The 24,364-nt window shown below is 69.9% G+C and carries 20 protein-coding genes; 2 read left to right on the forward strand and 18 right to left on the reverse strand.

The window, feature by feature from the left end; all coding sequences use genetic code 11:
• The 17 genes from AOK11_RS22380 to AOK11_RS22460 form a co-directional block, all read right to left on the reverse strand.
• On the reverse strand, positions 1 to 841 hold an 841-nt coding region (locus AOK11_RS22380; RefSeq protein WP_157869425.1), incomplete at its 3' end, for a transposase.
• On the reverse strand, positions 838 to 1,416 hold the full coding sequence (locus AOK11_RS22385) for an IS607 family transposase (protein ID WP_055595519.1): 579 nt from the start codon (positions 1,414 to 1,416) through the stop codon (positions 838 to 840). The genes AOK11_RS22385 and AOK11_RS22380, both read right to left, overlap by 4 nt.
• Before the next feature lie 180 nt (positions 1,417 to 1,596).
• Complete coding sequence (recQ, locus tag AOK11_RS22390; RefSeq protein ID WP_055595520.1) at positions 1,597 to 3,678, reverse strand: DNA helicase RecQ; 2,082 nt, start codon at positions 3,676 to 3,678, stop codon at positions 1,597 to 1,599.
• A gap of 352 nt (positions 3,679 to 4,030) precedes the next feature.
• On the reverse strand, positions 4,031 to 5,680 hold the full coding sequence (nuoN, locus tag AOK11_RS22395; protein ID WP_055595521.1) for an NADH-quinone oxidoreductase subunit NuoN: 1,650 nt from the start codon (positions 5,678 to 5,680) through the stop codon (positions 4,031 to 4,033).
• Positions 5,677 to 7,248, reverse strand: coding sequence for an NADH-quinone oxidoreductase subunit M (locus AOK11_RS22400; RefSeq protein ID WP_055595522.1), 1,572 nt, complete (start codon positions 7,246 to 7,248; stop codon positions 5,677 to 5,679). The genes nuoN and AOK11_RS22400 overlap by 4 nt, the downstream gene beginning before the upstream one ends.
• Before the next feature lie 5 nt (positions 7,249 to 7,253).
• On the reverse strand, positions 7,254 to 9,218 hold the full coding sequence (gene nuoL, locus AOK11_RS22405) for an NADH-quinone oxidoreductase subunit L (RefSeq protein ID WP_055595523.1): 1,965 nt from the start codon (positions 9,216 to 9,218) through the stop codon (positions 7,254 to 7,256).
• A gap of 14 nt (positions 9,219 to 9,232) precedes the next feature.
• Positions 9,233 to 9,532, reverse strand: a complete 300-nt coding sequence (nuoK, locus tag AOK11_RS22410; RefSeq protein ID WP_003974374.1) for an NADH-quinone oxidoreductase subunit NuoK — start codon at positions 9,530 to 9,532, stop codon at positions 9,233 to 9,235.
• Positions 9,529 to 10,371 (reverse strand): NADH-quinone oxidoreductase subunit J, encoded by an 843-nt coding sequence (locus AOK11_RS22415; protein ID WP_055595524.1) that lies wholly within the window; start codon positions 10,369 to 10,371, stop codon positions 9,529 to 9,531. The genes nuoK and AOK11_RS22415 overlap by 4 nt, the downstream gene beginning before the upstream one ends.
• Positions 10,368 to 11,009 carry an NADH-quinone oxidoreductase subunit NuoI gene (nuoI, locus tag AOK11_RS22420; protein WP_055595525.1) on the reverse strand — a complete coding sequence of 214 codons (642 nt, stop codon included), beginning with the start codon at positions 11,007 to 11,009 and terminating at the stop codon, positions 10,368 to 10,370. Before nuoI ends, AOK11_RS22415 begins: the two co-directional genes overlap by 4 nt.
• Entirely contained in the window at positions 11,002 to 12,375 is a 1,374-nt protein-coding gene (gene nuoH / locus AOK11_RS22425; RefSeq protein ID WP_055595526.1) for an NADH-quinone oxidoreductase subunit NuoH, read from the reverse strand. The genes nuoI and nuoH overlap by 8 nt, the downstream gene beginning before the upstream one ends.
• Complete coding sequence (locus AOK11_RS22430; protein WP_055595527.1) at positions 12,372 to 14,897, reverse strand: NADH-quinone oxidoreductase subunit G; 2,526 nt, start codon at positions 14,895 to 14,897, stop codon at positions 12,372 to 12,374. Before AOK11_RS22430 ends, nuoH begins: the two co-directional genes overlap by 4 nt.
• Positions 14,894 to 16,240 (reverse strand): NADH-quinone oxidoreductase subunit NuoF, encoded by a 1,347-nt coding sequence (gene nuoF / locus AOK11_RS22435; RefSeq protein WP_055595528.1) that lies wholly within the window; start codon positions 16,238 to 16,240, stop codon positions 14,894 to 14,896. Before nuoF ends, AOK11_RS22430 begins: the two co-directional genes overlap by 4 nt.
• The gene (gene nuoE / locus AOK11_RS22440; protein WP_055595529.1) at positions 16,240 to 17,100 is read right to left on the reverse strand and encodes an NADH-quinone oxidoreductase subunit NuoE; all 861 of its coding nucleotides are present in this window, start codon (positions 17,098 to 17,100) and stop codon (positions 16,240 to 16,242) included. The genes nuoF and nuoE overlap by 1 nt, the downstream gene beginning before the upstream one ends.
• Positions 17,097 to 18,428, reverse strand: coding sequence for an NADH-quinone oxidoreductase subunit D (locus AOK11_RS22445; RefSeq protein ID WP_055595530.1), 1,332 nt, complete (start codon positions 18,426 to 18,428; stop codon positions 17,097 to 17,099). Before AOK11_RS22445 ends, nuoE begins: the two co-directional genes overlap by 4 nt.
• Positions 18,425 to 19,174, reverse strand: a complete 750-nt coding sequence (locus AOK11_RS22450) for an NADH-quinone oxidoreductase subunit C (protein ID WP_055595531.1) — start codon at positions 19,172 to 19,174, stop codon at positions 18,425 to 18,427. Before AOK11_RS22450 ends, AOK11_RS22445 begins: the two co-directional genes overlap by 4 nt.
• Positions 19,171 to 19,725: a NuoB/complex I 20 kDa subunit family protein gene (locus AOK11_RS22455; protein ID WP_055595532.1), complete on the reverse strand. Its 555-nt coding sequence runs from the start codon at positions 19,723 to 19,725 to the stop codon at positions 19,171 to 19,173. The genes AOK11_RS22450 and AOK11_RS22455 overlap by 4 nt, the downstream gene beginning before the upstream one ends.
• Positions 19,726 to 19,738: 13 nt before the next feature.
• Entirely contained in the window at positions 19,739 to 20,098 is a 360-nt protein-coding gene (locus AOK11_RS22460; RefSeq protein WP_055570452.1) for an NADH-quinone oxidoreductase subunit A, read from the reverse strand.
• A gap of 1,061 nt (positions 20,099 to 21,159) precedes the next feature.
• Between AOK11_RS22460 and AOK11_RS22465 the strand changes: the two genes are divergently transcribed.
• A complete protein-coding gene (locus tag AOK11_RS22465) occupies positions 21,160 to 22,014 on the forward strand; it encodes a C40 family peptidase (protein ID WP_055595533.1) in 855 nt (284 codons plus the stop codon).
• 458 nt (positions 22,015 to 22,472) lie between these two features.
• Here AOK11_RS22465 and AOK11_RS22470 read toward each other — a convergent pair whose 3' ends face one another.
• On the reverse strand, positions 22,473 to 23,756 hold the full coding sequence (locus tag AOK11_RS22470) for a geranylgeranyl reductase family protein (protein WP_055595534.1): 1,284 nt from the start codon (positions 23,754 to 23,756) through the stop codon (positions 22,473 to 22,475).
• Between the two features lie 98 nt (positions 23,757 to 23,854).
• On the opposite strand from AOK11_RS22470, the gene AOK11_RS22475 reads away from it, so the two are divergent.
• Positions 23,855 to 24,361 carry a GNAT family N-acetyltransferase gene (locus AOK11_RS22475; protein WP_055595535.1) on the forward strand — a complete coding sequence of 169 codons (507 nt, stop codon included), beginning with the start codon at positions 23,855 to 23,857 and terminating at the stop codon, positions 24,359 to 24,361.
• The last annotated feature ends 3 nt before the right edge of the window (positions 24,362 to 24,364 follow it).

Consider the following 24,364-nt stretch of genomic DNA (forward strand, 5'->3'; position numbering starts at 1 on the left):
ACGCCTGCTGCCCGGTGCACCGGTCGGGACCCTGCCGACGGGAGACCACACGGCTGGCGCGGCGCAGCTGCTTCTGTGCGCGCTCGAGGCGGCGTGGGTTGGGTTCCTCGCCAAGGACACCGCCACTGTCCGCGAGGACGGCCAGCGTCTTGATGCCGAGGTCGATACCGACCGCCGCGTCCGGGCGGGCGACCTTCACCAGCTGGTGCTTCTCCTCCACCTGGAACGACACGAACCAGCGGCCCCGGTGAAGACGCGCGGTCGCGGACAGGATCCGCATATGACCGGCGTCGAGGAGGGCCCGCAGACGGGAGGCGTCCTCGTGGAGGCGGACGCGGCCGATCCTGGGCAGGGTGACATGGCGTCCGTCAGGCTCGATACGGATCGTGCCGGTGGTGAACCGACAGGTCAGGTGTGCTTTCCGCTTCGACTTGAAGCGGGGGACGCCCATCGCGCGGCCCTTGCGCCTGCCGCTCTTGGACTTCGCGTAGTTGTCGAACGCTGCCGCCGCGCCTGCCAGGCCGGTGTTGTACGCCTCCTTGGAGTTCTCCCCCCACCAGTGGGCGAAGCGCGGGTTGGTGCGCTTGTCCTCGTTGAACGCCTTGCGCAGCGAGGGCAGCGACCACGACCGCCACTCGGTGAGCTGGTCCTCGGCAATGCCGTACGACTGTTCGGCCTTCCGCTGCCACCACACGGCGGTGATGTACGCGACGGCCCAGTTGTAGGCGGCCCGCGCGGCACCTCCGTGCGAGTGCAGGTGACGGTTGGCCGTGGTGTTCGGGTCCAGCGCGAGCTTGTGCGCGAAGACGGTGAAGCCCGGTTGCGGCTTGAACTGCTTCATCCGGCCGCCTTTGGGCCGGTGGCGACGGCGACGGCCCGGGCGGCTCGATTCTTCGCGGAGCGCCGGCCATACAGACGGGCGCACATCGAGGTCAGGACCTCGGTGATGTCCCGTACGAGGTCGTCGGCGGTTTCTGCCGGGTCGAGGACAACGAGACGCCGCCCCGTGGCCGAGAAAGCGGCCTCCAGGTGCTCAACGCCGAACCGGGCGAGGCGGTCTCGGTGCTCGACCACGATCGTCCCCACACCCGGGTCGGCGAGCAGGCGGTGCAGCTTGCGGCGGCGCCCGTTCAAGCCGGAGCCGACCTCCGTCACCACGTCAGCGACGGCGAGCCCCCGATCCGTTGCGCCTTGCACAGTCCGGGCGACCTGGCGCTCCAGGTCCGCTTTCCGGTCACCGGACGAAACACGGCAGTACGCCACGACCCGTCCCGCAGCCTGAGGGGCGGGCTCGGTCACGAGCCATGTACCCGACGGCGTCTGGACGACCGGGACCGGCATACGGCCCTCTTTCGCCCAAGTCCACGCGGTCTGGTAGTGCACGCCGTTGCATGCTGCCCACTCGGAAAGCTTCACGTCACCAGGATATTCACTGACGAAACTGGATATCCATTGAACAAAATGGGAACTGTCGTTCACCCTCCGAAGCCGGACAGCCGGCGCCCCTGACGGCTGACGGCTGACGGCTGACGGCTGACGGCTGACGGCTGACGGCTGACGGCTGACGGCTGACGGCTGACGGCTGACGGCTGACGGCTACATCCAGTCCTCGGGCTCCGGCTCGGCGTCCATCTCCGGCCAGTCGTCGTCGAACACGGACCCGGCGGGGTCCTGCCCGGCTCCCGCGCCGCTCCCCTCGGCCGGACCCGAGCCTTGCGCCCCGGCCGGTGATCCGGCCGGTGATCCGGCCGGTGATCCGGCCGGTGATCCGGCCGGTGATCCGCCCTGCGGACCGCCCAGCGACCCGAGCACCTCCAGCACGCCCTCCCCGTACGTCGCGAGCTTCTTCTCGCCCACTCCGCTGATCCCGCCGAGCTCGGCGACCGAGCCGGGCCAGACCGTGGCGATCTCGCGGAGCGTGGCGTCGTGGAAGATGACGTACGCGGGGACGCCCTGCTCACGGGCCTGTTCGGCACGCCAGGCGCGCAGCGCCTCGAAGGCCGGGAGGAGTTCCTCGGGCAGCTCGGCCGCCGCGGCCTTGGCCTTCCCCTTCCCCGAGCCCGACGACCCCGAGGCCCCCGACCGGGAGGTCACCGGCTTCTTCGGCTCCTTGCGCAGCGGCACCTCCCGCTCGCGCCGCAGCACGGTCCCGCTGTCCTCGGTCAGCACCAGCGTGCCGTAGTCCCCCTCGACCGCGAGCAGCCCCTGGGCCAGCAGCTGCCGGACGACGCCCCGCCATTCGCTCTCCTCCAGATCGTCGCCGATCCCGAAGACGGAGAGCTGGTCGTGGTCGAACTGGATGACCTTGGCCGTGCGCTTGCCCAGCAGGATGTCCACGATCTGCACCGCGCCGAACTTCTGCCCGCGCTCCCGCTGCAGCCGGACCACCGTCGAGAGCACCTTCTGGGCCGCGACGGTGCCGTCCCACGTCTCCGGCGGGGTGAGGCAGGAGTCGCAGTTGCCGCAGCCCGCCGGGTCGGGGTTGTCCTGGCCGAAGTAGGCCAGGAGCTGCCCGCGCCGGCACCGGACCGTCTCGCACAGGGCGAGCATCGCGTCCAGGTGCTGGCCGGCCCGGCGCCGGAAGGCCTCGTCGCCCTCGCCGGACTGGATCAGCTTGCGCTGCTGGATGACGTCGTTGAGGCCGTACGCCATCCAGGCCGTGGACGGCAGTCCGTCGCGACCCGCACGACCCGTCTCCTGGTAGTAGCCCTCGACGGACTTGGGCAGGTCGAGGTGGGCGACGAACCGGACGTCCGGCTTGTCGATGCCCATGCCGAAAGCGATGGTCGCCACCACGACCAGGCCGTCCTCCCGCAGGAAGCGGGACTGGTGCGCGGCGCGCGTCCCCGCGTCCAGTCCCGCGTGGTACGGCACCGCCTCGACGCCGTTGCGGCTGAGGAACTCGGCGGTCTTCTCGACGGAGTTGCGGGAGAGGCAGTAGACGATGCCCGCGTCGCCCGCGTGTTCCTCCCGCAGGAAACTCAGCAGCTGCTTCTTGGGGTCGGCCTTGGGCACGATCCGGTACTGGATGTTGGGCCGGTCGAAGCTCGCCACGAAGTGCCGGGCGTCCGGCATGGCCAGCCGCTCGGTGATCTCCTGGTGCGTGGCGTGCGTGGCCGTCGCGGTGAGCGCGATCCGGGGCACGTCCGGCCAGCGCTCGCCGAGCAGCGACAGGGAGAGATAGTCCGGCCGGAAGTCGTGTCCCCACTGGGAGACGCAGTGCGCCTCGTCGATCGCGAAGACGGAGATCTTCCCCCGCGACAGCAGCTCCAGCGAGTTGTTCAGCCGCAGCCGCTCCGGCGCGAGATACAGCAGGTCCAGCTCGCCTGCGAGGAACTCGGCCTCGACGACGCGCCGCTCCTCGAAGTCCTGCGTGGAGTTCATGAACCCGGCGCGCACGCCGAGCGCCCGCAGCGCGTCCACCTGGTCCTGCATCAGCGCGATCAGTGGCGAGACGACGACTCCCGTACCCGGTCTGACCAGGGCCGGGATCTGGTAGCACAGCGACTTGCCGCCACCGGTCGGCATGAGCACCACGGCGTCCCCGCCCGCGATCACATGCTCGATCACCGCCTGCTGCTCACCGCGGAAGGCGTCGAATCCGAACACCCGGTGCAGCGCCGCCAGCGCCTCGCTCTCCCTCACTGCCATCCCACCACTACCGCCCGTCCCGCCCATCGTCCCGCCCCCCGTACGACCACTCGCGGCCGCCGCGTCCACTGCGGCCGCTCTCGACCACTGCGCCCACGATAGGCGCCTTCACCGACATCCCCGGAGTTGTCCACAGACCGCCACCCCGGACGTATCCACAGGGCCCCGCATCCATCACCTCTGCGCATCGACGTTCACGGGTCGGTCGCCCTCCGAACAACCGTGACCGACACCACGACCGCCCACGACCGACCACGCCCCATCACGGCCCGGCACGGCCAGGCACGGCCAAGCACGGCCAAGCACGGCCAGGCACGACAGGACGGCCCGGCGCCCCCCGAGCGGGTGCCGGGCCGTCCTGTCGTCGGCGGGTGTCGGGTCAGCGCACGAACACTCCCGCGTTCCCCGCCAGCTCCAGGAAGTACTGCGGTGCCACGCCCAGCACCACCGTGACCGCCACGCCCATCCCGATCGCCATCATCGTCAGCGGTGACGGCACCGCGACGGTCGGGCCCTCGGGCTTCGGCTCGCTGAAGAACATCAGGACGATCACCCGGATGTAGAAGAACGCCGCGATCGCCGACGCGATCACACCGACCACGACCAGCGGTACCGCGCCGCCCTCCGCCGCCGCCTTGAACACGGCGAACTTCCCGGCGAAGCCGGACGTCAGCGGAATGCCCGCGAAGGCGAGCAGGAACACCGCGAACACGGCCGCCACCAGGGGCGAACGGCGGCCGAGCCCCGCCCACTTGGACAGGTGCGTCGCCTCACCGCCGGCGTCCCGCACCAGCGTCACCACCGCGAACGCGCCGATCGTCACGAACGAGTACGCCGCCAGGTAGAAGAGGACGGACGAGATGCCCTCCGGCGTGGTCGCGATGACACCCGCGAGGATGAAGCCCGCGTGCGAGATCGCCGAGTACGCCAGCAGTCGCTTGATGTCGGTCTGGGTGATCGCGATGATCGCGCCGCCCAGCATGGTGACGATCGCGACGGCCCACATGACCGGCCGCCAGTCCCAGCGCAGGCCGGGGAGCAGGACGTACAGCACCCGCAGCAGGGCACCGAAAGCGGCCACCTTGGTCGCCGCCGCCATCAGACCCGTCACCGGCGTCGGCGCGCCCTGGTACACGTCCGGCGTCCACATGTGGAAGGGGACGGCGCCGACCTTGAACAGCAGGCCCATGATCAGCAGACCCGAGCCCACCAGGAGCAGCACGTCGTTGCCCATGGTGTTGACGAGCGCCGGGTCGACCTCCGCGATCGTGCCGTCGACGACCTGCGCGATCGTCGCGTACGACATCGAGCCCGCGTAGCCGTACAGCAGCGCGATCCCGAAGAGGAGGAACGCGGAGGCGAACGAGCCGAGCAGGAAGTACTTGACCGCGGCCTCCTGCGAGATGAGCCGCTTGCGGCGGGCCAGCGCGCAGAGCAGGTACAGCGGGAGGGAGAGGACCTCCAGCGCCACGAAGAGCGTCAGCAGGTCGTTGGCCGCGGGGAAGACGAGCATGCCCGCGACCGCGAAGAGCAGCAGCGGGAACACCTCGGTGGTGGTGAACCCCGCCTTGACGGCCTTCTTCTCTCCGTCGCTGCCCGGCACGGAAGAGGCCTGCGCGGCGAAGGAGTCGACCCGGTTGCCGTGTACCTGAGGGTCGAGCCGGCGCTCGGCGAAGGTGAACAGGCCGACCAGGGCCGTCAGGAGGATCGTGCCCTGCAGGAACAGGGCGGGGCCGTCGACGGCGATCGCGCCCATGGCCGCGATGCCCGCCTTGGTCGTGCCGTATCCGTCGGCCGCGAGTGCCACGACCGCGGCGAACGCGGCGACCAGCGCGACCGAGGAGACGAACAGTTGTGCGTAATAACGGGATTTGCGCGGTACGAAGCCCTCGATCAGGATTCCCAGGACCGCCGCGCCGACGACGATCAGGGTGGGCGCGAGCTGCGCGTACTCGATCTTCGGCGCGTCGATCTTCGCGATCGGGCCGACCGCACTTGTCCACAGGCTGTGGACGGCTGATGCGCTCACTTGGCCGCCTCCACCTCGGGCTGGGGGTCCTTCTGCTGGACGTCTGACATGGTCTGCTTCACCGCCGGGTTCACGATGTCGGTGACGGGCTTCGGGTAGACGCCCAGGAAGACCAGCAGCACGATCAGCGGCGCGGCCACGGCGATCTCACGCACCCTCAGGTCGGGCATCTTCGCGAGCTCGGGCCGCAGGGGGCCCGTCATCGTCCGCTGGTAGAGGACGAGGGTGTAGAGCGCGGCGAGCACGATGCCGAAGGTGGCGATGACGCCGATCACCGGATAGCGGGTGAACGTGCCGACCAGGACCAGGAACTCGCTGACGAACGGCGCGAGTCCGGGCAGCGACAGCGTCGCCAGGCCACCGATGAGGAACGTGCCGGCGAGGACCGGCGCGACCTTCTGCACCCCGCCGTAGTCGGCGATGAGCCGGGAGCCGCGCCGCGAGATGAGGAATCCGGCCACCAGCAGCAGGGCGGCGGTCGAGATCCCGTGGTTGACCATGTAGAGCGTCGCCCCGGACTGGCCCTGGCTGGTCATCGCGAAGATGCCCATGATGATGAAGCCGAAGTGCGAGATCGACGCGTACGCGATCAGCCGCTTGATGTCGCGCTGGCCGACCGCGAGCAGCGCCCCGTAGATGATGCTGATGACCGCCAGCACCATGATCACGGGTGTCGCCCACTTGCTCGCCTCGGGGAAGAGCTGGAGGCAGAAGCGGAGCATCGCGAAGGTGCCCACCTTGTCCACGACGGCCGTGATGAGCACGGCGACCGGGGCGGTGGACTCCTGCATGGCGTTGGGCAGCCAGGTGTGCAGCGGCCACATCGGCGCCTTCACCGCGAAGGCGAGGAAGAAGCCGAGGAACAGCCAGCGTTCGGTGCTCGTCGACATCTCGAGCGAGCCGTTGGCCCGCGCCTCGGCGATCTCGGTGAGCGAGAAGTTGCCGGCGACCACGTAGAGCCCGATCACCGCGGCCAGCATGACCAGACCGCCGGCCAGGTTGTAGAGCAGGAACTTGACCGCCGCGTACGACCGTTGTGTCGCCGCCGCCTTCTCGCCGTGCTCGTGGGCCCGGTCCCCGAAGCCGCCGATGAGGAAGTACAGCGGGATCAGCATGGCTTCGAAGAAGATGTAGAAGAGGAAGACGTCGGTGGCCTCGAAGGAGAGGATCACCATCGCCTCGACGACCAGGATCAGGGCGAAGAAGCCCTGCGTCGGCCGCCACCTTTTGCTACCGGTTTCCACGGGGTCGGCGTCGTGCCAGCCCGCCAGGATGATGAACGGGATCAGCAGGGCGGTCAGCGCGATCAGCGCGACCCCGATGCCGTCCACCCCCAGCTCGTAGCGGACTCCGAAGTCCGCGATCCAGGCGTGCGATTCGGTGAGCTGGTAGCGGTCGCCGCCCGGGTCGAAGCGCACCAGGACGACGACCGCCAGCGCCAGGGTGGCGATCGAGACCAGCAGGGCCAGCCACTTGGCGGCGGTGCGTTTCGTGGCCGGTACGGCGGCCGTGGCGATCGCCCCGAGGGCCGGGAGCGCCGCCGTCGCTGTCAGCAGAGGAAAGGACATCGGTATCAGACCGCCCTCATCAGCAGGGTCGCGGCGACCAGGACGGCCGCGCCGCCGAACATCGAGACCGCGTAGGACCGCGCGAAGCCGTTCTGCAGCTTGCGCATCCGCCCGGACAGGCCGCCGAACGAGGCCGCCGTTCCGTTGACGACCCCGTCGACCAGGGTGTGGTCGACGTACACCAGCGAGCGCGTGAGGTGCTCACCGCCGCGCACCAGGACCACGTGGTTGAAGTCGTCCTGGAGCAGGTCGCGCCGGGCGGCCCGGGTGAGCAGCGACCCGCGCGGGGCGACGGCCGGGACCGGGCGGCGCCCGTACTGGCCCCAGGCGATCGCCACGCCGACGACCATGACGGTCACCGTGGCCAGCGTGACCGTGAGGGCGCTGATCGGCGCGTGGCCGTGGTCGTACCCGGTGATGGGCTCCAGCCACTGCACGAACCGGTCGCCGATGCTGAAGAACGCGCCGGCGAACACGGAGCCGAAGGCGAGCACGATCATCGGGATCGTCATGCTCCTCGGCGACTCGTGCGGGTGCGGCGGGGTGTACTCGCTCGCCGCGGCAGCCGGCTCCACGCCGGGCGCCGAGGACGGCGACGGCTCCGGGGCCTTGCGCCAGCGCTCCTCGCCGAAGAACGTCATCAGCATCACGCGCGTCATGTAGTACGCGGTGATCGCCGCGCCCAGCAGGGCCACGCCGCCGAGGATCCAGCCCTCGGTGCCGCCCTTGGCGAACGCCGACTCGATGATCATGTCCTTGGAGAAGAAGCCGGACAGACCCGGGAAACCGATGATGGCGAGGTAGCCGAGTCCGAAGGTGACGAAGGTGACCGGCATGTACCTGCGCAGTCCGCCGTAGCGGCGCATGTCGACCTCGTCGTTCATGCCGTGCATGACCGAACCGGCTCCGAGGAACAGCCCGGCCTTGAAGAAGCCGTGCGTCACCAGGTGCATGATCGCGAAGACGTAGCCGATGGGGCCGAGGCCCGCCGCGAGCACCATGTAGCCGATCTGCGACATCGTCGAACCGGCCAGCGCCTTCTTGATGTCGTCCTTCGCGCAACCGACGATCGCACCGAACAGCAGCGTGACCGCGCCGACGATGGTGACGACCAGCTGCGCGTCCGGGGCGCCGTTGAAGATGGCACCGGAGCGGACGATCAGATAGACGCCCGCCGTCACCATGGTCGCGGCGTGGATCAGGGCCGAGACCGGGGTCGGGCCCTCCATCGCGTCCCCGAGCCAGGACTGCAGCGGCACCTGGGCGGACTTGCCGCAGGCGGCGAGCAGCAGCATGAGGGCGATCACGGTGAGCTTGCCCTCACCTGCGGCGCCCGCGAGCCCGGCCTCGTCCTGGCTGCCGAGCACCGGCCCGAAGGCGAAGGTGCCGAACCACAGGAACATCAGCATGATCGCGATCGACAGGCCCATGTCGCCGACGCGGTTGACCAGGAAGGCCTTCTTCGCCGCGGTGGCGGCGCCGGGCTTGTGCTGCCAGAAGCCGATCAGCAGGTAGGAGGCGAGACCGACGCCCTCCCAGCCGAGGTACAGCAGCAGGTAGTTGTCGGCGAGGACGAGGATCAGCATCGCCGCGAGGAACAGGTTCAGAAAGCCGAAGAAGCGGCGGCGCCGCTCGTCGTGCTCCATGTACCCGATCGAGTACAGGTGGATGAGCGAGCCGACGCCGGTGATCAGCAGGACGAACGTCATCGACAGCTGGTCGAGCCGGAAGGCGACGTCGGCCTGGAACCCCTCCACCGGGATCCAGCTGAACAGATGCTGCGTCAGGGTGCGGTCGGCGGCGGCCTCGCCCAGCATGCCGGCGAAGAGGACGACGCCGATCACGAAGGACGCGGCGGCGAGTGCCGTGCCGATCAAGTGACCGACGGCGTCCAGCCGCCGGCCGCCGCACAGCAGGACCGCCGCTCCGAGCAGGGGCGCCGCCACCAGCAGCGCAATCAGATTCTCCACGATTCAGCGACCCCTCACAGCTTCATCAGGCTGGCGTCGTCGACCGAGGCCGAGTGGCGGGAACGGAACAGGGACACGATGATCGCCAGCCCGACCACGACCTCCGCCGCGGCGACGACCATCGTGAAGAAGGCGATGATCTGGCCGTCGAGGTTGCCGTGCATGCGGGAGAAGGCGACGAACGCGAGGTTGCAGGCGTTGAGCATCAGCTCGATGCACATGAAGACGACGATCGCGTTGCGCCGGATGAGGACACCGGTGGCGCCGATCGTGAACAACAGGGCCGCGAGGTAAAGGTAGTTGACCGGGTTCACTTCGATGCCTCCTCGGTCCGCCTCGACGGTGGCGGCTCGATCTCCGTGCGCTCGAGCCGCTCCTCGGAGCGCCGCTCCAGCGCCCGCAGGTCGCCGAGCGCCTCCTGGGACACGTCCCGGATCTGGCCGCGGTCGCGCAGCGTGCTGCTGACGGTGAGGTCGGACGTCGTCCCGTCGGGCAGCAGGCCCGGGATGTCCACCGCGTTGTGCCGGGCGTACACGCCCGGGGCCGGCAGCGGCGGAAGGTGCTTGCCCTCGCGGACGCGCTGTTCGGCCAGCTCCCGCTGGGTCATGGCGCGTTCGGTGCGCTCACGGTGGGTGAGCACCATGGCGCCGACGACGGCCGTGATGAGCAGGGCGCCGGTGATCTCGAAGGCGAAGACGTACCTGGTGAAGAGGAGGGCGGCGAGGCCCTCCACGTTGCCGTTCGCGTTCGCCTGGCCGAGACCGTTGAAATCGGTGAGCGCGGCGTTGCCGATGCCGCCGACGAGCAGGATGCCGAAGCCCAGCCCGCACAGCGCGGCGAGCCAGCGCTGGCCCTTGATGGTCTCCTTCAGGGAGTCCGCCGCGGTGACACCCACCAGCATCACCACGAACAGGAACAGCATCATGATCGCGCCGGTGTAGACGATGATCTGGACGACGCCCAGGAAGTAGGCGCCGTTGGCGAGGTAGAACACCGCCAGGACGATCATGGTTCCGGCCAGGAAGAGCGCGCTGTGCACGGCCCGCCGCATCAGGATCGTGCCCAGGGCGCCGATCACGGCGACCGTGCCGAGGACCCAGAACTGGACGGCCTCCCCGGTGGAGGTGGAGTAGGCGGCGAGGTACTCGGTCATTTCCGGATCACCTTCTCCGACGCCGGTTCGCCCTCGCCGAAGGTCGAGTCGGCCTCCTGCACGACCTCGCCCTCGGAGTGGGCGGCCTGCCGCTCCGTGCCGGGGGCGGCCTCGGTCACCAGGCCCCGGTAGTAGTCCTGTTCGTCGGTGCCCGGGTACATGGCGTGCGGGCTGTCCACCATGCCCTCCTCCAGACCGGCGAGCAGCTGCTCCTTGGTGTAGATGAGGTTGGCGCGGCTGGAGTCGGCCAGCTCGAACTCGTTGGTCATCGTCAGCGCGCGCGTGGGGCACGCCTCGATGCACAGGCCGCACAGGATGCAGCGGGCGTAGTTGATCTGGTAGACGCGGCCGTACCGCTCGCCGGGCGAGTAGCGCTCCTCCTCGGTGTTGTCCGCGCCCTCGACGTAGATCGCGTCGGCGGGACAGGCCCAGGCGCACAGCTCGCAGCCGACGCACTTCTCCAGACCGTCCGGATGGCGGTTGAGCTGGTGCCTGCCGTGGAAGCGCGGGGCCGTGGTCTTCTGCTGCTCCGGGTACTGCTCGGTCAGCCGCTTCTTGAACATGGCCTTGAAGGTCACACCGAAGCCGGCCACGGGGTTCTGGAAACCGGGCTTGGTCTCCTTGGGTTCCTCAGTCATCGGACGCCTCCTTTCCATCCAGAGATCCGTCACTGGGGGTATCGGTCCCGCCACTGGCGACGAGCTCCCGCTCCCGGCGCGAGCGGCGTCGCGGCACCGGCGGAAGTTCCTGTCCGGGCAGCGGTGGTACGGGGAATCCGCCTGCCATCGGGTCGAAGGCGGCCGGTTCCCCGCCCGGCTCTCCGGCTCCCCCGGCCTCCTTGCCCTTCGAGCGGAACATGTCCGCGACGAAGGACAACAGCAGCAGGACGAGTACTCCGGCGGCGATGTAGAGGGCCAGGTCCGCGAAGCCGTAGCCCTCGTTCCTCAGGGCCCGCACCGTGGCGACGGCCATCAGCCACACCAGGGAGACCGGGATGAGGACCTTCCAGCCGAGCTTCATCAGCTGGTCGTAGCGCACGCGTGGGAGCGTGCCGCGCAGCCAGACGAACATGAACAGCAGCAGCTGGACCTTGACGATGAACCAGAGCATCGGCCACCAGCCGTGGTTCGCGCCCTCCCAGAAGGTGCTGACCGGCCATGGAGCGCGCCAGCCGCCCAGGAAGAGGGTGACGGCGACGGCGGAGACGGTCACCATGTTGATGTACTCGGCGAGCATGAACATCGCGAACTTGATCGACGAGTACTCGGTGTTGAAGCCGCCGACCAGGTCGCCCTCGGACTCGGGCATGTCGAAGGGGGCGCGGTTGGTCTCGCCGACCATCGTGACGATGTAGATGATGAAGGAGACCGGCAGCAGCAGGATGTACCAGCGGTCGGCCTGCTGCTCGACGATCGCCGACGTCGACATCGACCCCGAGTAGAGGAACACGGAGGCGAAGGCGGCGCCCATGGCGATCTCGTAGGAGATCATCTGCGCGCACGAGCGCAGTCCGCCCAGCAGCGGGTACGTGGATCCGGAGCTCCAGCCGGCGAGGACGATGCCGTAGATGCCGATGGAGGCGACCGCGAGGATGTAGAGCAACGCGATCGGCAGGTCGGTGAGCTGCATCGTGGTCCGCTGGCCGAAGATCGAGATCTCGTTGCCGGACGGCCCGAAGGGGATCACCGCGATCGCCATGAAGGCCGGGACGGCCGCGACGATCGGCGCGAGGACGTACACCACCTTGTCGGCGCGTTTGACGACGACGTCTTCCTTGAGCATCAGCTTCACGCCGTCGGCGAGCGACTGGAGCATGCCCCAGGGGCCGTTCCGGTTGGGGCCGATGCGCAGCTGCATCCAGGCGACGATCTTGCGTTCCATCACGATGGCGATCAGCACCGTCACCATGAGGAAGGCGAAGCAGAACACCGCCTTGACGACGACCAGCCACCAGGGGTCGCGGCCGAACATCGAGAGGTCTTCAGCGGCGAAGTACGGGCTCATGCCTCCACCTCCTTGAGGGCCTCGCCGGCGGGTCCCGCCGGGCCGATTCGGACGAGGGAGCCGGGCAGCGCCCCGGTGTCGGAGGCGACCCCGCCGCCGACGGAGTTCAGCGGGAGCCACACCACGCGGTCGGGCATCTCGGTGACGCCCAGGGTCAGCTCGACCGTCCCCGCGGGGCCGGTCACGGCGATCGGGTCGCCGTCCTTGACGCCCACCTCGGCGGCCGTGGCGGCCGACAGGCGCGCGTGCGCGGCGTGCCGGGTGCCGGCGAGCGCCTCGTCGCCCTGTTGCAGGAGTCCCTGGTCCAGCAGCAGGCGGTGCCCCGCGAGCACCGCCTCTCCGGCGGCCGGCCGGGGCAGCGCTCCCGCGGTCTCCAGTGGTTCGGTGGCCCGCGGGCCGTCCCAGGCGCCGAGCCGCTCGAGCTCCGCGCGGGTGGTGCGCAGGTCCGGCAGACCCAGGTGCACGTCCATGGCGTCGGCGAGCATCTGGAGCACGCGCGCGTCGGTCGGCGGGAGGGTACGGGTCAGCTGCTCGGGCTTGAGCGCCGACTCGAAGGGCCGGACCCTGCCTTCCCAGTTGAGGAAGGCGCCGGCCTTCTCGACGACGGCCGCGACCGGCAGCACCACGTCGGCGAGTTCGGTGACCTCGCTGGGCCTCAGCTCCAGCGAGACCACGAACCCGGCCTCGGCGAGTGCCGTACGCGCGCGTGCGGGGTCGGGCAGGTCGGCGACCTCGACGCCGGCGACCAGCAGCGCCTGCAGCTCGCCGGTCGCGGCAGCCTCGACGATCTCGCGGGTGTCGCGGCCGTAGCGGTGCGGGAGGGCGGCGACGCCCCAGACGGCGGCGACCTCCTCCCGTGCGCGCGGGTCGGTCGCCGGGCGCCCGCCCGGCAGCAGCGACGGCAGCGCGCCCGCCTCGACGGCGCCCCGCTCCCCGGCGCGCCGGGGAATCCACACCAGCCGGGCGCCGGTCGCGGTGGCGATCCGTACGGCGGCGGTCGGGCCGCCCTCGACGGCGGCGATCCGCTCGCCGACGACGATCACCGCGCCCTCGGCCCGCAGCGCTTCGGCGGCTCGGGCCCCGTCGCCCTCCAGGCCGACCCCGCTCGCGAGCGCGTCGAGCCATTCGGTCTCGGTGCCGGGAGCCGCCGGCAGCAGCGTGCCGCCGGCCTTCTCCAGTCCGCGTGTGGCGTGCGTGGCCAGTGAGAAGGTCCGCTGCCCGTGCGTACGCCAGGCCTTGCGCAGCCGCAGGAAGACGCCGGGCGCCTCCTCCTCGGCCTCGAACCCGACCAGCAGGACGGCGGGCGCCTTCTCCAGCGAGGAGTACGTGACACCGTCGGCGGAGTCCGTACCGGACGCGCCCCCGAGGTCACGTCCGCGGCCCGCGACCCGCGCGGCGAGGAAGTCGGCCTCCTCGGCGCTGTGCACGCGCGCGCGGAAGTCGATGTCGTTGGTGTCGAGGGCCACGCGCGCGAACTTGCTGTACGCGTAGGCGTCCTCGACGGTGAGCCGGCCGCCGGTCAGGACGCCGGTGCGGCCGCGGGAGGCCAGCAGGCCCTGGGCCGCGATCTGCAGCGCGTCGGGCCAGGAGGCGGGCTCCAGCTCACCCTCGGCGTTGCGCACGAGCGGGGTCTGCAGCCGGTCCCGCTGCTGTGCGTACCGGAACCCGAAGCGGCCCTTGTCGCACATCCACTCCTCGTTGACCTCGGGGTCGTCGGCGGCGAGCCGCCGCATGACCTTGCCGCGCCGGTGGTCGGTGCGGGTGGCGCAGCCACCGGCGCAGTGCTCGCACACCGACGGCGAGGAGACCAGGTCGAAGGGGCGGGAGCGGAACCGGTAGGCCGCCGAGGTGAGCGCGCCGACCGGGCAGATCTGGATGGTGTTGCCGGAGAAGTACGACTCGAAGGGATCGCCCTCGCCGGTGCCGATCTGCTGGAGCGCGCCCCGCTCCACCATCTCGATCATCGGGTCGCCCGCGATCTGGTTGGAGAACCGGGTGCAGCGGGCGCACAGCACGCACCGTTCGCGGTCCAGCAGCACCTGGGTGGAGATCGGGACGGGCTTCTCGTAGGTCCGCTTCTTTCCGTCGAAGCGGGAGTCGGCCTGTCCGTGGGACATGGCCTGGTTCTGCAGCGGGCACTCGCCGCCCTTGTCGCAGACCGGGCAGTCCAGCGGGTGGTTGATGAGCAGCAGCTCCATCACCCCGTGCTGGGCCTTCTCCGCGACGGGCGAGGTGAGCTGGGTCTTCACCACCATCCCGTCGGTGCAGGTGATGGTGCAGGAGGCCATGGGCTTGCGCTGGCCCTCGACCTCGACGATGCACTGGCGGCAGGCGCCGGCCGGGTCGAGGAGCGGGTGGTCGCAGAACCGGGGGATCTCGATGCCGAGCTGTTCGGCGGCCCGGATGACCAGGGTGCCCTTGGGCACGCTGAGCTCGGCGCCGTCGATCGTCAGCGTGACGAGGTCCTCCGGGGGGACCGCCGCCTCTCCCCCTCCCGAAGGAGCGTTGGTGGTCACGGTCATGCGTGCACCTCCGTGCGGTCGGCCCAGGCCGTCGACCTCGCGGGGTCGAAGGGGCAGCCCCGGCCCGTGATGTGCTGCTCGTACTCCTCACGGAAGTACTTGAGCGAGGAGAAGATCGGCGAGGCGGCGCCGTCGCCGAGGGCGCAGAACGCCTTGCCGTTGATGTTGTCGGCGATGTCGTTCAGCTTGTCGAGGTCGGACATCCGGCCCTTGCCGGCCTCGATGTCGCGCATCAGCTGCACGAGCCAGTACGTGCCTTCGCGGCAGGGCGTGCACTTGCCGCAGGACTCGTGGGCGTAGAACTCGGTCCAGCGGGTGACGGCCCGTACGACGCACGTGGTCTCGTCGAAGCACTGGAGGGCCTTGGTGCCGAGCATGGAGCCGGCGGCGCCCACCCCCTCGTAGTCGAGGGGGACGTCGAGGTGCTCGTCGGTGAACATCGGCGTGGAGGAGCCGCCCGGCGTCCAGAACTTCAGGCGGTGTCCCGGCCGCATGCCGCCGCTCATGTCGAGCAGCTGGCGCAGTGTGATGCCCATCGGCGCCTCGTACTGTCCGGGGCGTGCGACGTGGCCGCTGAGGGAGTAGAGGGTGAAGCCGGGTGACTTCTCGCTGCCCATCGAGCGGAACCAGTCCTTGCCCCGGTTCATGATGGTGGGAACCGAGGCGATCGACTCGACGTTGTTCACCACGGTCGGGCACGCGTAGAGGCCCGCGACGGCGGGGAAGGGGGGACGGAGCCGCGGTTGGCCACGGCGGCCTTCGAGCGAGTCGAGGAGTGCGGTCTCCTCACCGCAGATGTACGCGCCGGCGCCCGCGTGCACGGTGAGTTCGAGGTCGAGTCCGCTGCCCAGCACGTTCTCGCCGAGGAGGCCCGCCGCGTAGGCCTCGCGCACCGCCTCGTGCAACCGCCGCAGCACGGGGACGACTTCGCCCCGCAGGTAGATGAAGGCGTGGGACGACCTGATGGCGTAACAGGCGATGACGATGCCCTCGATGAGGCTGTGCGGGTTCGCGAAGAGGAGCGGAATGTCCTTGCACGTCCCGGGTTCCGACTCGTCGGCGTTGACCACCAGGTAGTGCGGTTTTCCGTCTCCCTGGGGAATGAACTGCCATTTCATTCCCGTGGGGAATCCGGCGCCTCCGCGCCCCCGCAGACCGGACTCCTTGACGTACGCGATGACGTCGTCCGGTGACATGGCGAGCGCCTTGCGGAGCCCCTCGTACCCCTCGTGCCTCTTGTAGACGTCCAGCGTCCAGGACCTGTCCTCGTCCCAGAAGGCCGACAGCACGGGCGCGAGCAGCTTCTCCGGGCCGGTGTCCTTGAGTTCGGGTGCCAAGGTCATCACTCCCCCTCCTCTGCGGCAGGTCCGGCCGGATGCGCCGGGTCGGAGGCCGACGTGTCCTGCGGCGCGTCGTGCGAGCTGAGGTGCTCCGCCGGTGACGGGTCGTGCGGCGGGGTGTCCTGGGACGCCTCACCGCGCGGGTGCACCACGCGTGCGGGGGCGGCCTCCCCCTTGGCCAGCTTCAGGCCGGCCAGGGAGGCGGGTCCCGCGCTTCCCGTGGCGTCGACGGCACCGTCCCGCTCGTCGGGGAAGCCGGCCAGGATCCGGGCGGTCTCCTTGAACGTGCACAGGGGCGCCCCGCGCGTGGGCGACACCGGGCGGCCGGCCCGCAGGTCGTCGACGAGGCGCTTGGCGCTCTGCGGGTCCTGGTTGTCGAAGAACTCCCAGTTGACCATCACGACGGGCGCGAAGTCGCAGGCCGCGTTGCACTCGATGTGCTCGAGGGTGACCTTGCCGTCGTCGGTGGTCTCGCCGTTGCCGAGGCCCAAGTGCTCCTGGAGCTCCTCGAAGATGGCGTCGCCGCCCATGACCGCGCACAGGGTGTTGGTGCACACCCCGACCTGGTAGTCGCCGCTCGGCCGGCGCCGGTACATGGAGTAGAAGGTGGCGACGGCGGTGACCTCGGCCGTGGTCAGGCCGAGCACGTCCGCGCAGAACCGCATCCCGGTGCGCGTGACATGGCCCTCCTCCGCCTGCACGAGGTGCAGCAGCGGCAGGAGAGCGGACCGGGAGTCCGGGTAGCGGGCGATGACCTCGCGCGCGTCGGTCTCCAGCCGGGCCCGGACCTCGTCCGGGTAGGCGGGCGCGGGCAGTTGGGGCATGCCCAGGCTGACGCCCCGCTCCGAAGGGGTGGTGGTCACCGGTCGACGCCTCCCATCACGGGGTCGAGGGATGCCACGGCGACGATGACGTCGGCGACCTGGCCGCCCTCGCACATCGCCGCCATGGCCTGCAGGTTGGTGAAGGACGGGTCGCGGAAGTGGACCCGGAAGGGGCGGGTGCCGCCGTCGGAGACGACATGCGCGCCGAGCTCGCCCTTGGGCGACTCGACGGCCGCGTACGTCTGTCCCGGCGGTACGCGGAAGCCCTCGGTGACCAGCTTGAAGTGGTGGATCAGGGCCTCCATGGAGGTGCCCATGATCTTCTTGATGTGGTCGAGGGAGTTGCCCAGTCCGTCCGGCCCCATGGCGAGCTGGGCGGGCCAGGCGATCTTCTTGTCGGCGACCATGACCGGTCCGGGCTGGAGCCGGTCCAGGCACTGCTCGACGATGCGCAGCGACTGGCGCATCTCCTCCAGCCGGATCAGGAAGCGGCCGTAGGAGTCGCAGGTGTCCGCGGTGGGGATCTCGAAGTCGTACGTCTCGTACCCGCAGTACGGCTGCGCCTTGCGCAGGTCGTGCGGCAGGCCGGTGGAGCGCAGGACCGGGCCGGTCGCCCCGAGGGCCATGCAGCCGGCCAGGTCCAGATAGCCGACGTCCTGCATGCGGGCCTTGAAGATGGGGTTCCCGGTGGCGAGCGCGTCGTACTCCGGGAGGTTCTTGCGCAGCTTCTTCACCAGCTCGCGGATCTGGTCCACGGCGCCGGGCGGCAGGTCCTGGGCGAGTCCGCCGGGGCGGATGTACGCGTGGTTCATCCGCAGGCCGGTGATGAGCTCGAAGGCGTCGAGAATGAGTTCACGATCACGGAATCCGTAGATCATGATCGTGGTGGCGCCGAGTTCCATGCCTCCGGTGGCGATGCACACCAGGTGGGAGGAGAGCCGGTTCAGCTCCATCAGGAGCACGCGGATGACCGAGGCGCGGTCGGGGATCTGGTCCTCGATGCCGAGGAGCTTCTCGACGCCGAGGCAGTACGCCGTCTCGTTGAAGAACGGCGTCAGGTAGTCCATGCGCGTCACGAACGTGGTGCCCTGGGTCCAGGTCCGGTACTCGAGGTTCTTCTCGATGCCGGTGTGGAGGTAGCCGATGCCGCAGCGGGCCTCGGTGACCGTCTCGCCGTCGATCTCCAGGATCAGCCGGAGCACGCCGTGCGTGGACGGGTGCTGCGGTCCCATGTTGACGATGATGCGCTCGTCGTCACTGCGCTGCGCCGTCTCGACGACCTCGTCCCAGTCGCCGCCGGTGACGGTGTAGACGGTGCCTTCCGTGGTCTCGCGCGCCGAGGCGGCGGAGGCGTTCGGCATGCTCATGAGTACGACCTCCGCTGGTCCGGAGCCGGGATCCGGGCGCCCTTGTACTCGACGGGGATGCCGCCGAGGGGGTAGTCCTTGCGCTGCGGATGGCCCTGCCAGTCGTCCGGCATCAGGATCCGCGTCAGGGCCGGGTGACCGTCGAAGACGATGCCGAAGAAGTCGTACGTCTCGCGCTCGTGCCAGTCGTTCGTCGGGTAGACGGAGACCAGCGACGGGATGTGCGGGTCGCCGTCGGGAGCGCTGACTTCCAGGCGGATCATCCGGTTGTGGGTGATCGACCGCAGGTGGTACACGGCGTGCAGCTCGCGGCCCTTGTCGCTGGGGTAGTGCACGCCGCTGACGCCGGTGCACAGCTCGAAGCGGAGCGCGGGATCGTCGCGCAGGGTCGTCGCGACCCGGACCAGGTGCTCGCGCTCGATGTGGAAGGTGAGTTCGTCGTGGTCGACGACCGTCTTCCCGATGGCGTTCCCGGGGAGCAGGTCCTGCTCCTCCAGCGCGCCCTCCAGTTCGTCGGCCACCTCGTCGAACCATCCCCCGTAGGGGCGGTTCGACGCTCCCGGGAGCCGGACCGAGCGGACCAGGCCGCCGTAGCCGGAGGTGTCACCGCCGTTGTTGGCGCCGAACATGCCGCGCTGGACGCGGATCTCCTCGCCCCCGTCGCCCCGCTGGCCGGGGAGGTTCTCGGCGGAGAGGTCCTTCTCGGGGTTCACGCCGTCACCCGCGGTGCCGTTCGCGTCGCTCATCGCAGCAGCCCCTTCATCTCGATGGTGGGCAGGGCCTTGAGCGCCGCCTCCTCCGCCTCGCGGGCCGCCTCTTCGGCGTTCACGCCGAGCTTGGAACCCTGGACCTTCTGGTGGAGCTTGAGAATGGCGTCCAGCAGCATCTCGGGGCGGGGCGGGCAACCGGGCAGGTAGATGTCGACCGGGACGATGTGGTCGACGCCCTGCACGATCGCGTAGTTGTTGAACATGCCGCCCGACGAGGCGCAGACCCCCATGGAGATCACCCACTTGGGGTTCGGCATCTGGTCGTAGACCTGCCGCAGCACCGGCGCCATCTTCTGGCTGACCCGGCCGGCCACGATCATCAGGTCCGCCTGCCGCGGCGAGCCGCGGAAGACCTCCATGCCGAAGCGCGCCAGGTCGTAGCGGCCGGCGCCGGTGGTCATCATCTCGATGGCACAGCAGGCGAGTCCGAACGTGGCGGGGAACATGGACGACTTGCGCACCCAGCCCGCGGCCTGCTCGACGGTGGTCAGCAGGAATCCGCTCGGCAGCTTTTCTTCGAGTCCCATGGTCAAAGGCCCTTCAGTCCCATTCCAGCCCGCCGCGCCGCCATACGTAGGCGTAGGCGACGAAGACGGTGAGCACGAAGAGCAGCATCTCCACGAGCCCGAAGATCCCCAGGGCGTCGAAACTGACGGCCCAGGGATAAAGGAAGACGATCTCGATGTCGAAGACGATGAAGAGCATCGCCGTCAGGTAGTACTTGATGGGGAAGCGCCCGCCGCCGGCCGGCGTGGGGGTCGGTTCGATACCGCACTCGTAGGCCTCGAGCCTGGCGCGGTTGTACCGCTTCGGACCGATCAGCGTGGCCATGACCACGGAGAAGATCGCAAAGCCTGCCCCGAGGGCTCCCAGTACGAGGATGGGCGCATACGCGTTCACCGCTCCTCGCTCCTCTCAGTCGGCACTGACTGCTGGCGAGTCGGGCTCACTTGCGCCCCACGTGCCCCACGAACCACGCCCGCCCCGGCGAAGATCGAGAACATGTGAAGCAGGTCACAAGCCCAACCGCTCCGCATCCTATGCCCGCAAGTCTGTGATCTGCGACACGGGGTATTGCACAAGCTTTGTGATCTCCACCACCTGACGAACGATCATGAAGCCGGAGGAGCGGTGATCTTCGTACGCGAAGCATCCGCACGGTCACCAGAAGTGACATCCCGCCGCATCGATGCAGGCCAGAGAGGCGTCTCCATATCAAGATGGTTCCTCTGCATGCAAATTGGCGCCGGACTCGATCGCTTGCTAAAGAGCGCGTTCACACATCGGGGGGACGCGGGGCGCGATGTGGACGTGTGCGCGCGTTCACGAAGTCCGAACACCCCGGACCCGCCGCCGACCCACCGCCGACCCGCCACGGACCCGACCGCGACCCCGGTGGCGACCTCTGCCGCACCCCGGCCGACCGGAACCCGGCCATGAACCCGGGGCCGCGAACCCGGCCGCGAACGGACGCGGCTCGCGCCTGCCCGGAACCGATCCGAAGCGCCCCGGACTCACTCCGGGGCTTCCACTCCGGACTCGGCCCGGACACGGCCCGGACTCGACCCGAGGGCGACTCCGGACTCGGCCCGGACTCGACCCGGGCTTGACCCGGACACGCCCCGGCACTCGGCCCGGGCGTGACACCCGCCGCGATCCGGCCGCGATCATGCCGCAATCCATCCGTAATCCGCCCGCGGCTCGCACACCGGACGCGACGACAGGGGTGACCGTTCCGTGACCTCCGCCACATCTGCCGCGAGGGCACAGAAGGAGGGCTTGGCCAATCGTTTCAACCGATGGTAGGTGCGGGGCAATTCGGACGTAAAGACGAAAGGCCGTGATCACGGGCCCATTGCCCCACGTCCGCAATGTCCGTTACGGCGTCAATAAAGAGCGACGCGCCCGGGGTTCGGCGCCGCGATTGAACAATTGTGGCGCAGCACACGTTTCTTGTGGATATGAAGGAGCCCCTGGTACCGGTTGTTCCCATGTCCCACACCGCTCACATACGAAGCCACCGGAAACCCCGCCGCACCGCGCAGACCACGATGGCGATGCGGGCCGGAGTGGCCGGTGGCGTCCTCGGCACTCTGGCAGTGGCCGGGGCGTCGGCCTCGGCGGTCGCCGCCGAGCCGGTGACCCAGACCCTCGAACTGCCCGCCCTGACGGCCGACCTGTCCACTCAGGTCGCCCAGTCCGCGGAGGCCACCCAGCAGGCCGCCGCGAACTACCAGCTGCAGGCCGAGCGTGACGCCGCCGCCGCCAAGGCGGCCAAGACGGCCAAGGCCGACCTCGCCGAGGCCAAGGAGAAGGCGGAGGCGAAGAAGAAGGCCGCCGAGGAGGCCCGCAAGGCCGCCGCCGAGCGCGCCACGCGCGATGCCGAGCGTGTCACCCTCACCGCCGACGCGGGCACCACGAGCACGACGGCCACCGCGACCACCGCCTCCGCGCCCACCGGCGGCAGCGTCGCGACGGTGATCTCCTTCCTCAAGGCGCAGGTGGGCGACGCCTACGTCATGGGCGCGACGGGCCCCAACGCCTGGGACTGCTCCAGCCTGGTGCAGGCCGCGTTCAAGCAGGTCGGCGTGGACCTCCCGCGCGTCTCCCAGGACCAGTCGACGGTCGGCACCGACGTCTCGCTGTCCAACCTCCAGGTCGGCGACATCCTGTACTGGGGCGGCAAGGGCTCCGCGTACCACACGGGTGTCTACATCGGTAACGGCCAGTACCTGGACGCCGCCAACCCGTCCAAGGGCGTCGTCATCCAGGACCTCTCCGGCTACCCCGCGTCGGGCGCCGTGCGCGTGCTCTGAGCCACGCCCGCACGACCCCGGACAAGGACCCGGACCCCTGGCGGTCCGGGTCGCCGGGCCCGGTTCGCACGGGCCCGGCCGACGTGGGCCCAGGGGGCCGCTGCCGCTCGTGGGCAGCGGCTCTCTACCGTCCGCGCTCACGCACGCCCGCTCACGCTTCCCCCGCGCGCCTTCCGCTCACAGGCTTCTCCCTCACCCCGGCCGGCCACTCCCGTCGGCCGAGATCACCCCGCATGCCCGAATTGTCGGCCGCTTCGCGGGGATTGACGGCCGGTATGCGCCGGCCGGACCGCGTACAGCCGCGTGGCAGGCCCTCACGGCGCCCCGGACACGCGTCGGCGGCCGCGAGCCCGTCCACCCGGCCCCGGCCGCCCACAGCGCCCCTCACGGCTCCCGGGTCCCCGCGTCCGCGCACGACGGGACGCGGGGACACGGGCACGCAGGAGGCGCGGGACGCCTCACGCCTTCGGCGCCACCTTGCTCAGACCGTTGATGACGCGGTCCATCGCGTCGCCGCCCGTGGGGTCCGTCAGGTTGGCGAGCAGCTTCAGGGTGAACTTCATCAGCATCGGGTGCGTCAGTCCGCGCTGGGCGGCGATCTGCATGATCTTCGGGTTGCCGATGAGCTTCACGAACGCGCGGCCGAGCGTGTAGTAGCCGCCGTAGGTGTCCTTCAGGACGCGCGGGTAGCGCTGGAGGGCGATCTCCCGCTGGGCCGGCGTCGCCCGCGCGTGCGCCTGGACGATGACCTCGGCGGCGATCTGCCCGGATTCCATGGCGTAGGCGATGCCCTCGCCGTTGAACGGGTTCACCAGGCCGCCCGCGTCACCGACGAGCAGCAGTCCGCGCGTGTAGTGCGGCTGGCGGTTGAAGGCCATCGGGAGCGCGGCTCCGCGGATCGGGCCGGTCATGTTGTCCGGGGTGTAGCCCCAGTCCTCGGGCATCGACGCGCACCAGGCCTTCAGGACCTCGCGCCAGTCCAGTTCCTTGAAGGAGTCCGAGGTGTTGAGCACGCCGAGGCCGACGTTGCTCGTCCCGTCGCCCATGCCGAAGATCCAGCCGTAGCCGGGCAGCAGCCGGTCCTGCGGGCCGCGGCGGTCCCACAGCTCCAGCCAGGACTCCAGGTAGTCGTCGTCGTGGCGCGGCGAGGTGAAGTACGTGCGGACCGCGACGCCCATCGGGCGGTCCTCGCGGCGGTGCAGGCCCATGGCCAGGGACAGCCGCGTGGAGTTGCCGTCGGCGGCCACCACCAGCGGGGCGTGGAAGGTGACTTCCCGCTTCTCCTCGCCGAGCTTGGCCTTCACACCGGTGATGCGGCCGGTGCGGTCGTCGATGATCGGCGCGCCCACGTTGCAGCGCTCGTACAGGCGCGCGCCGGCCTTCTGGGCCTGCCGGGCGAGCTGTTCGTCGAAGTCGTCCCGCTTGCGGACCAGGCCGTAGTCGGGGAAGGAGGCGAGTTCCGGCCAGTCGAGCTGGAGGCGGACCCCGCCGCCGATGATGCGCAGGCCCTTGTTGCGCAGCCATCCCGCCTCTTCGGAGATGTCGATGCCCATCGACACGAGCTGCTTGGTGGCGCGCGGGGTGAGGCCGTCGCCGCAGACCTTCTCCCGCGGGAACACGGTCTTCTCCAGCAGGAGCACGTCGAGACCGGACCTGGCCAGGTGGTACGCGGTGGCGGAGCCGGCGGGCCCCGCGCCCACGACGATCACATCGGCGGTGTTGTCGGAGAGGGGCTCGGTCACGGCGGGATCTCCCCAAGTTCGAAATCTGCGTGCCGACCGGCACTGGACACGGGCAGTCTATGCAGGACAATTGATCACCCGGCTGAAGGGCTGCCTCAATGCACCGAGCTCTGCCCGCTGTACGGCTTCGCGTACCCACTCATGAGGACGCCTTCACCTGGCACCGGATCTTCGCCGACCCGGACGTCATGGAGTTCCACGGCGGCAGGGCCGCGGAGTTGTCGGTGTACGAGGAGCTCACCGCCCGCCAGCGGCGGCACGACGCCGAACTCGGCTTCTGCCTGTGGACCATGGTCGACGGGGCGGACCACGTCATCGGCTTCACGGGCGCCCAGCCCTGGGAGCGGGACTGGGGTCCGACGGGCGAGATCGAGATCGGCTGGCGCCTCGGCCGGGAGCACTGGGGCAAGGGGTACGTCACCGCCGCGGCGCACCAGACGCTGGAACGGGTGCGCGCCACCGGCGTGCGGGACGTGGTCGCGATGGTCGACGCCCGCAACACCCGCTCGACGGCGGTCACCCGGCGGCTCGGGATGCGCCTCGCCGAGACGTTCGTGATCCCGGCCTCGCGCCGGGAGGGTCACTGCTACCGACTGACCCTCTGAGAG

The sequence above is a fragment of the Streptomyces hirsutus genome, assembly GCF_001418415.1.
Taxonomy (GTDB): Bacteria; Actinomycetota; Actinomycetes; order Streptomycetales; family Streptomycetaceae; genus Streptomyces; species Streptomyces hirsutus.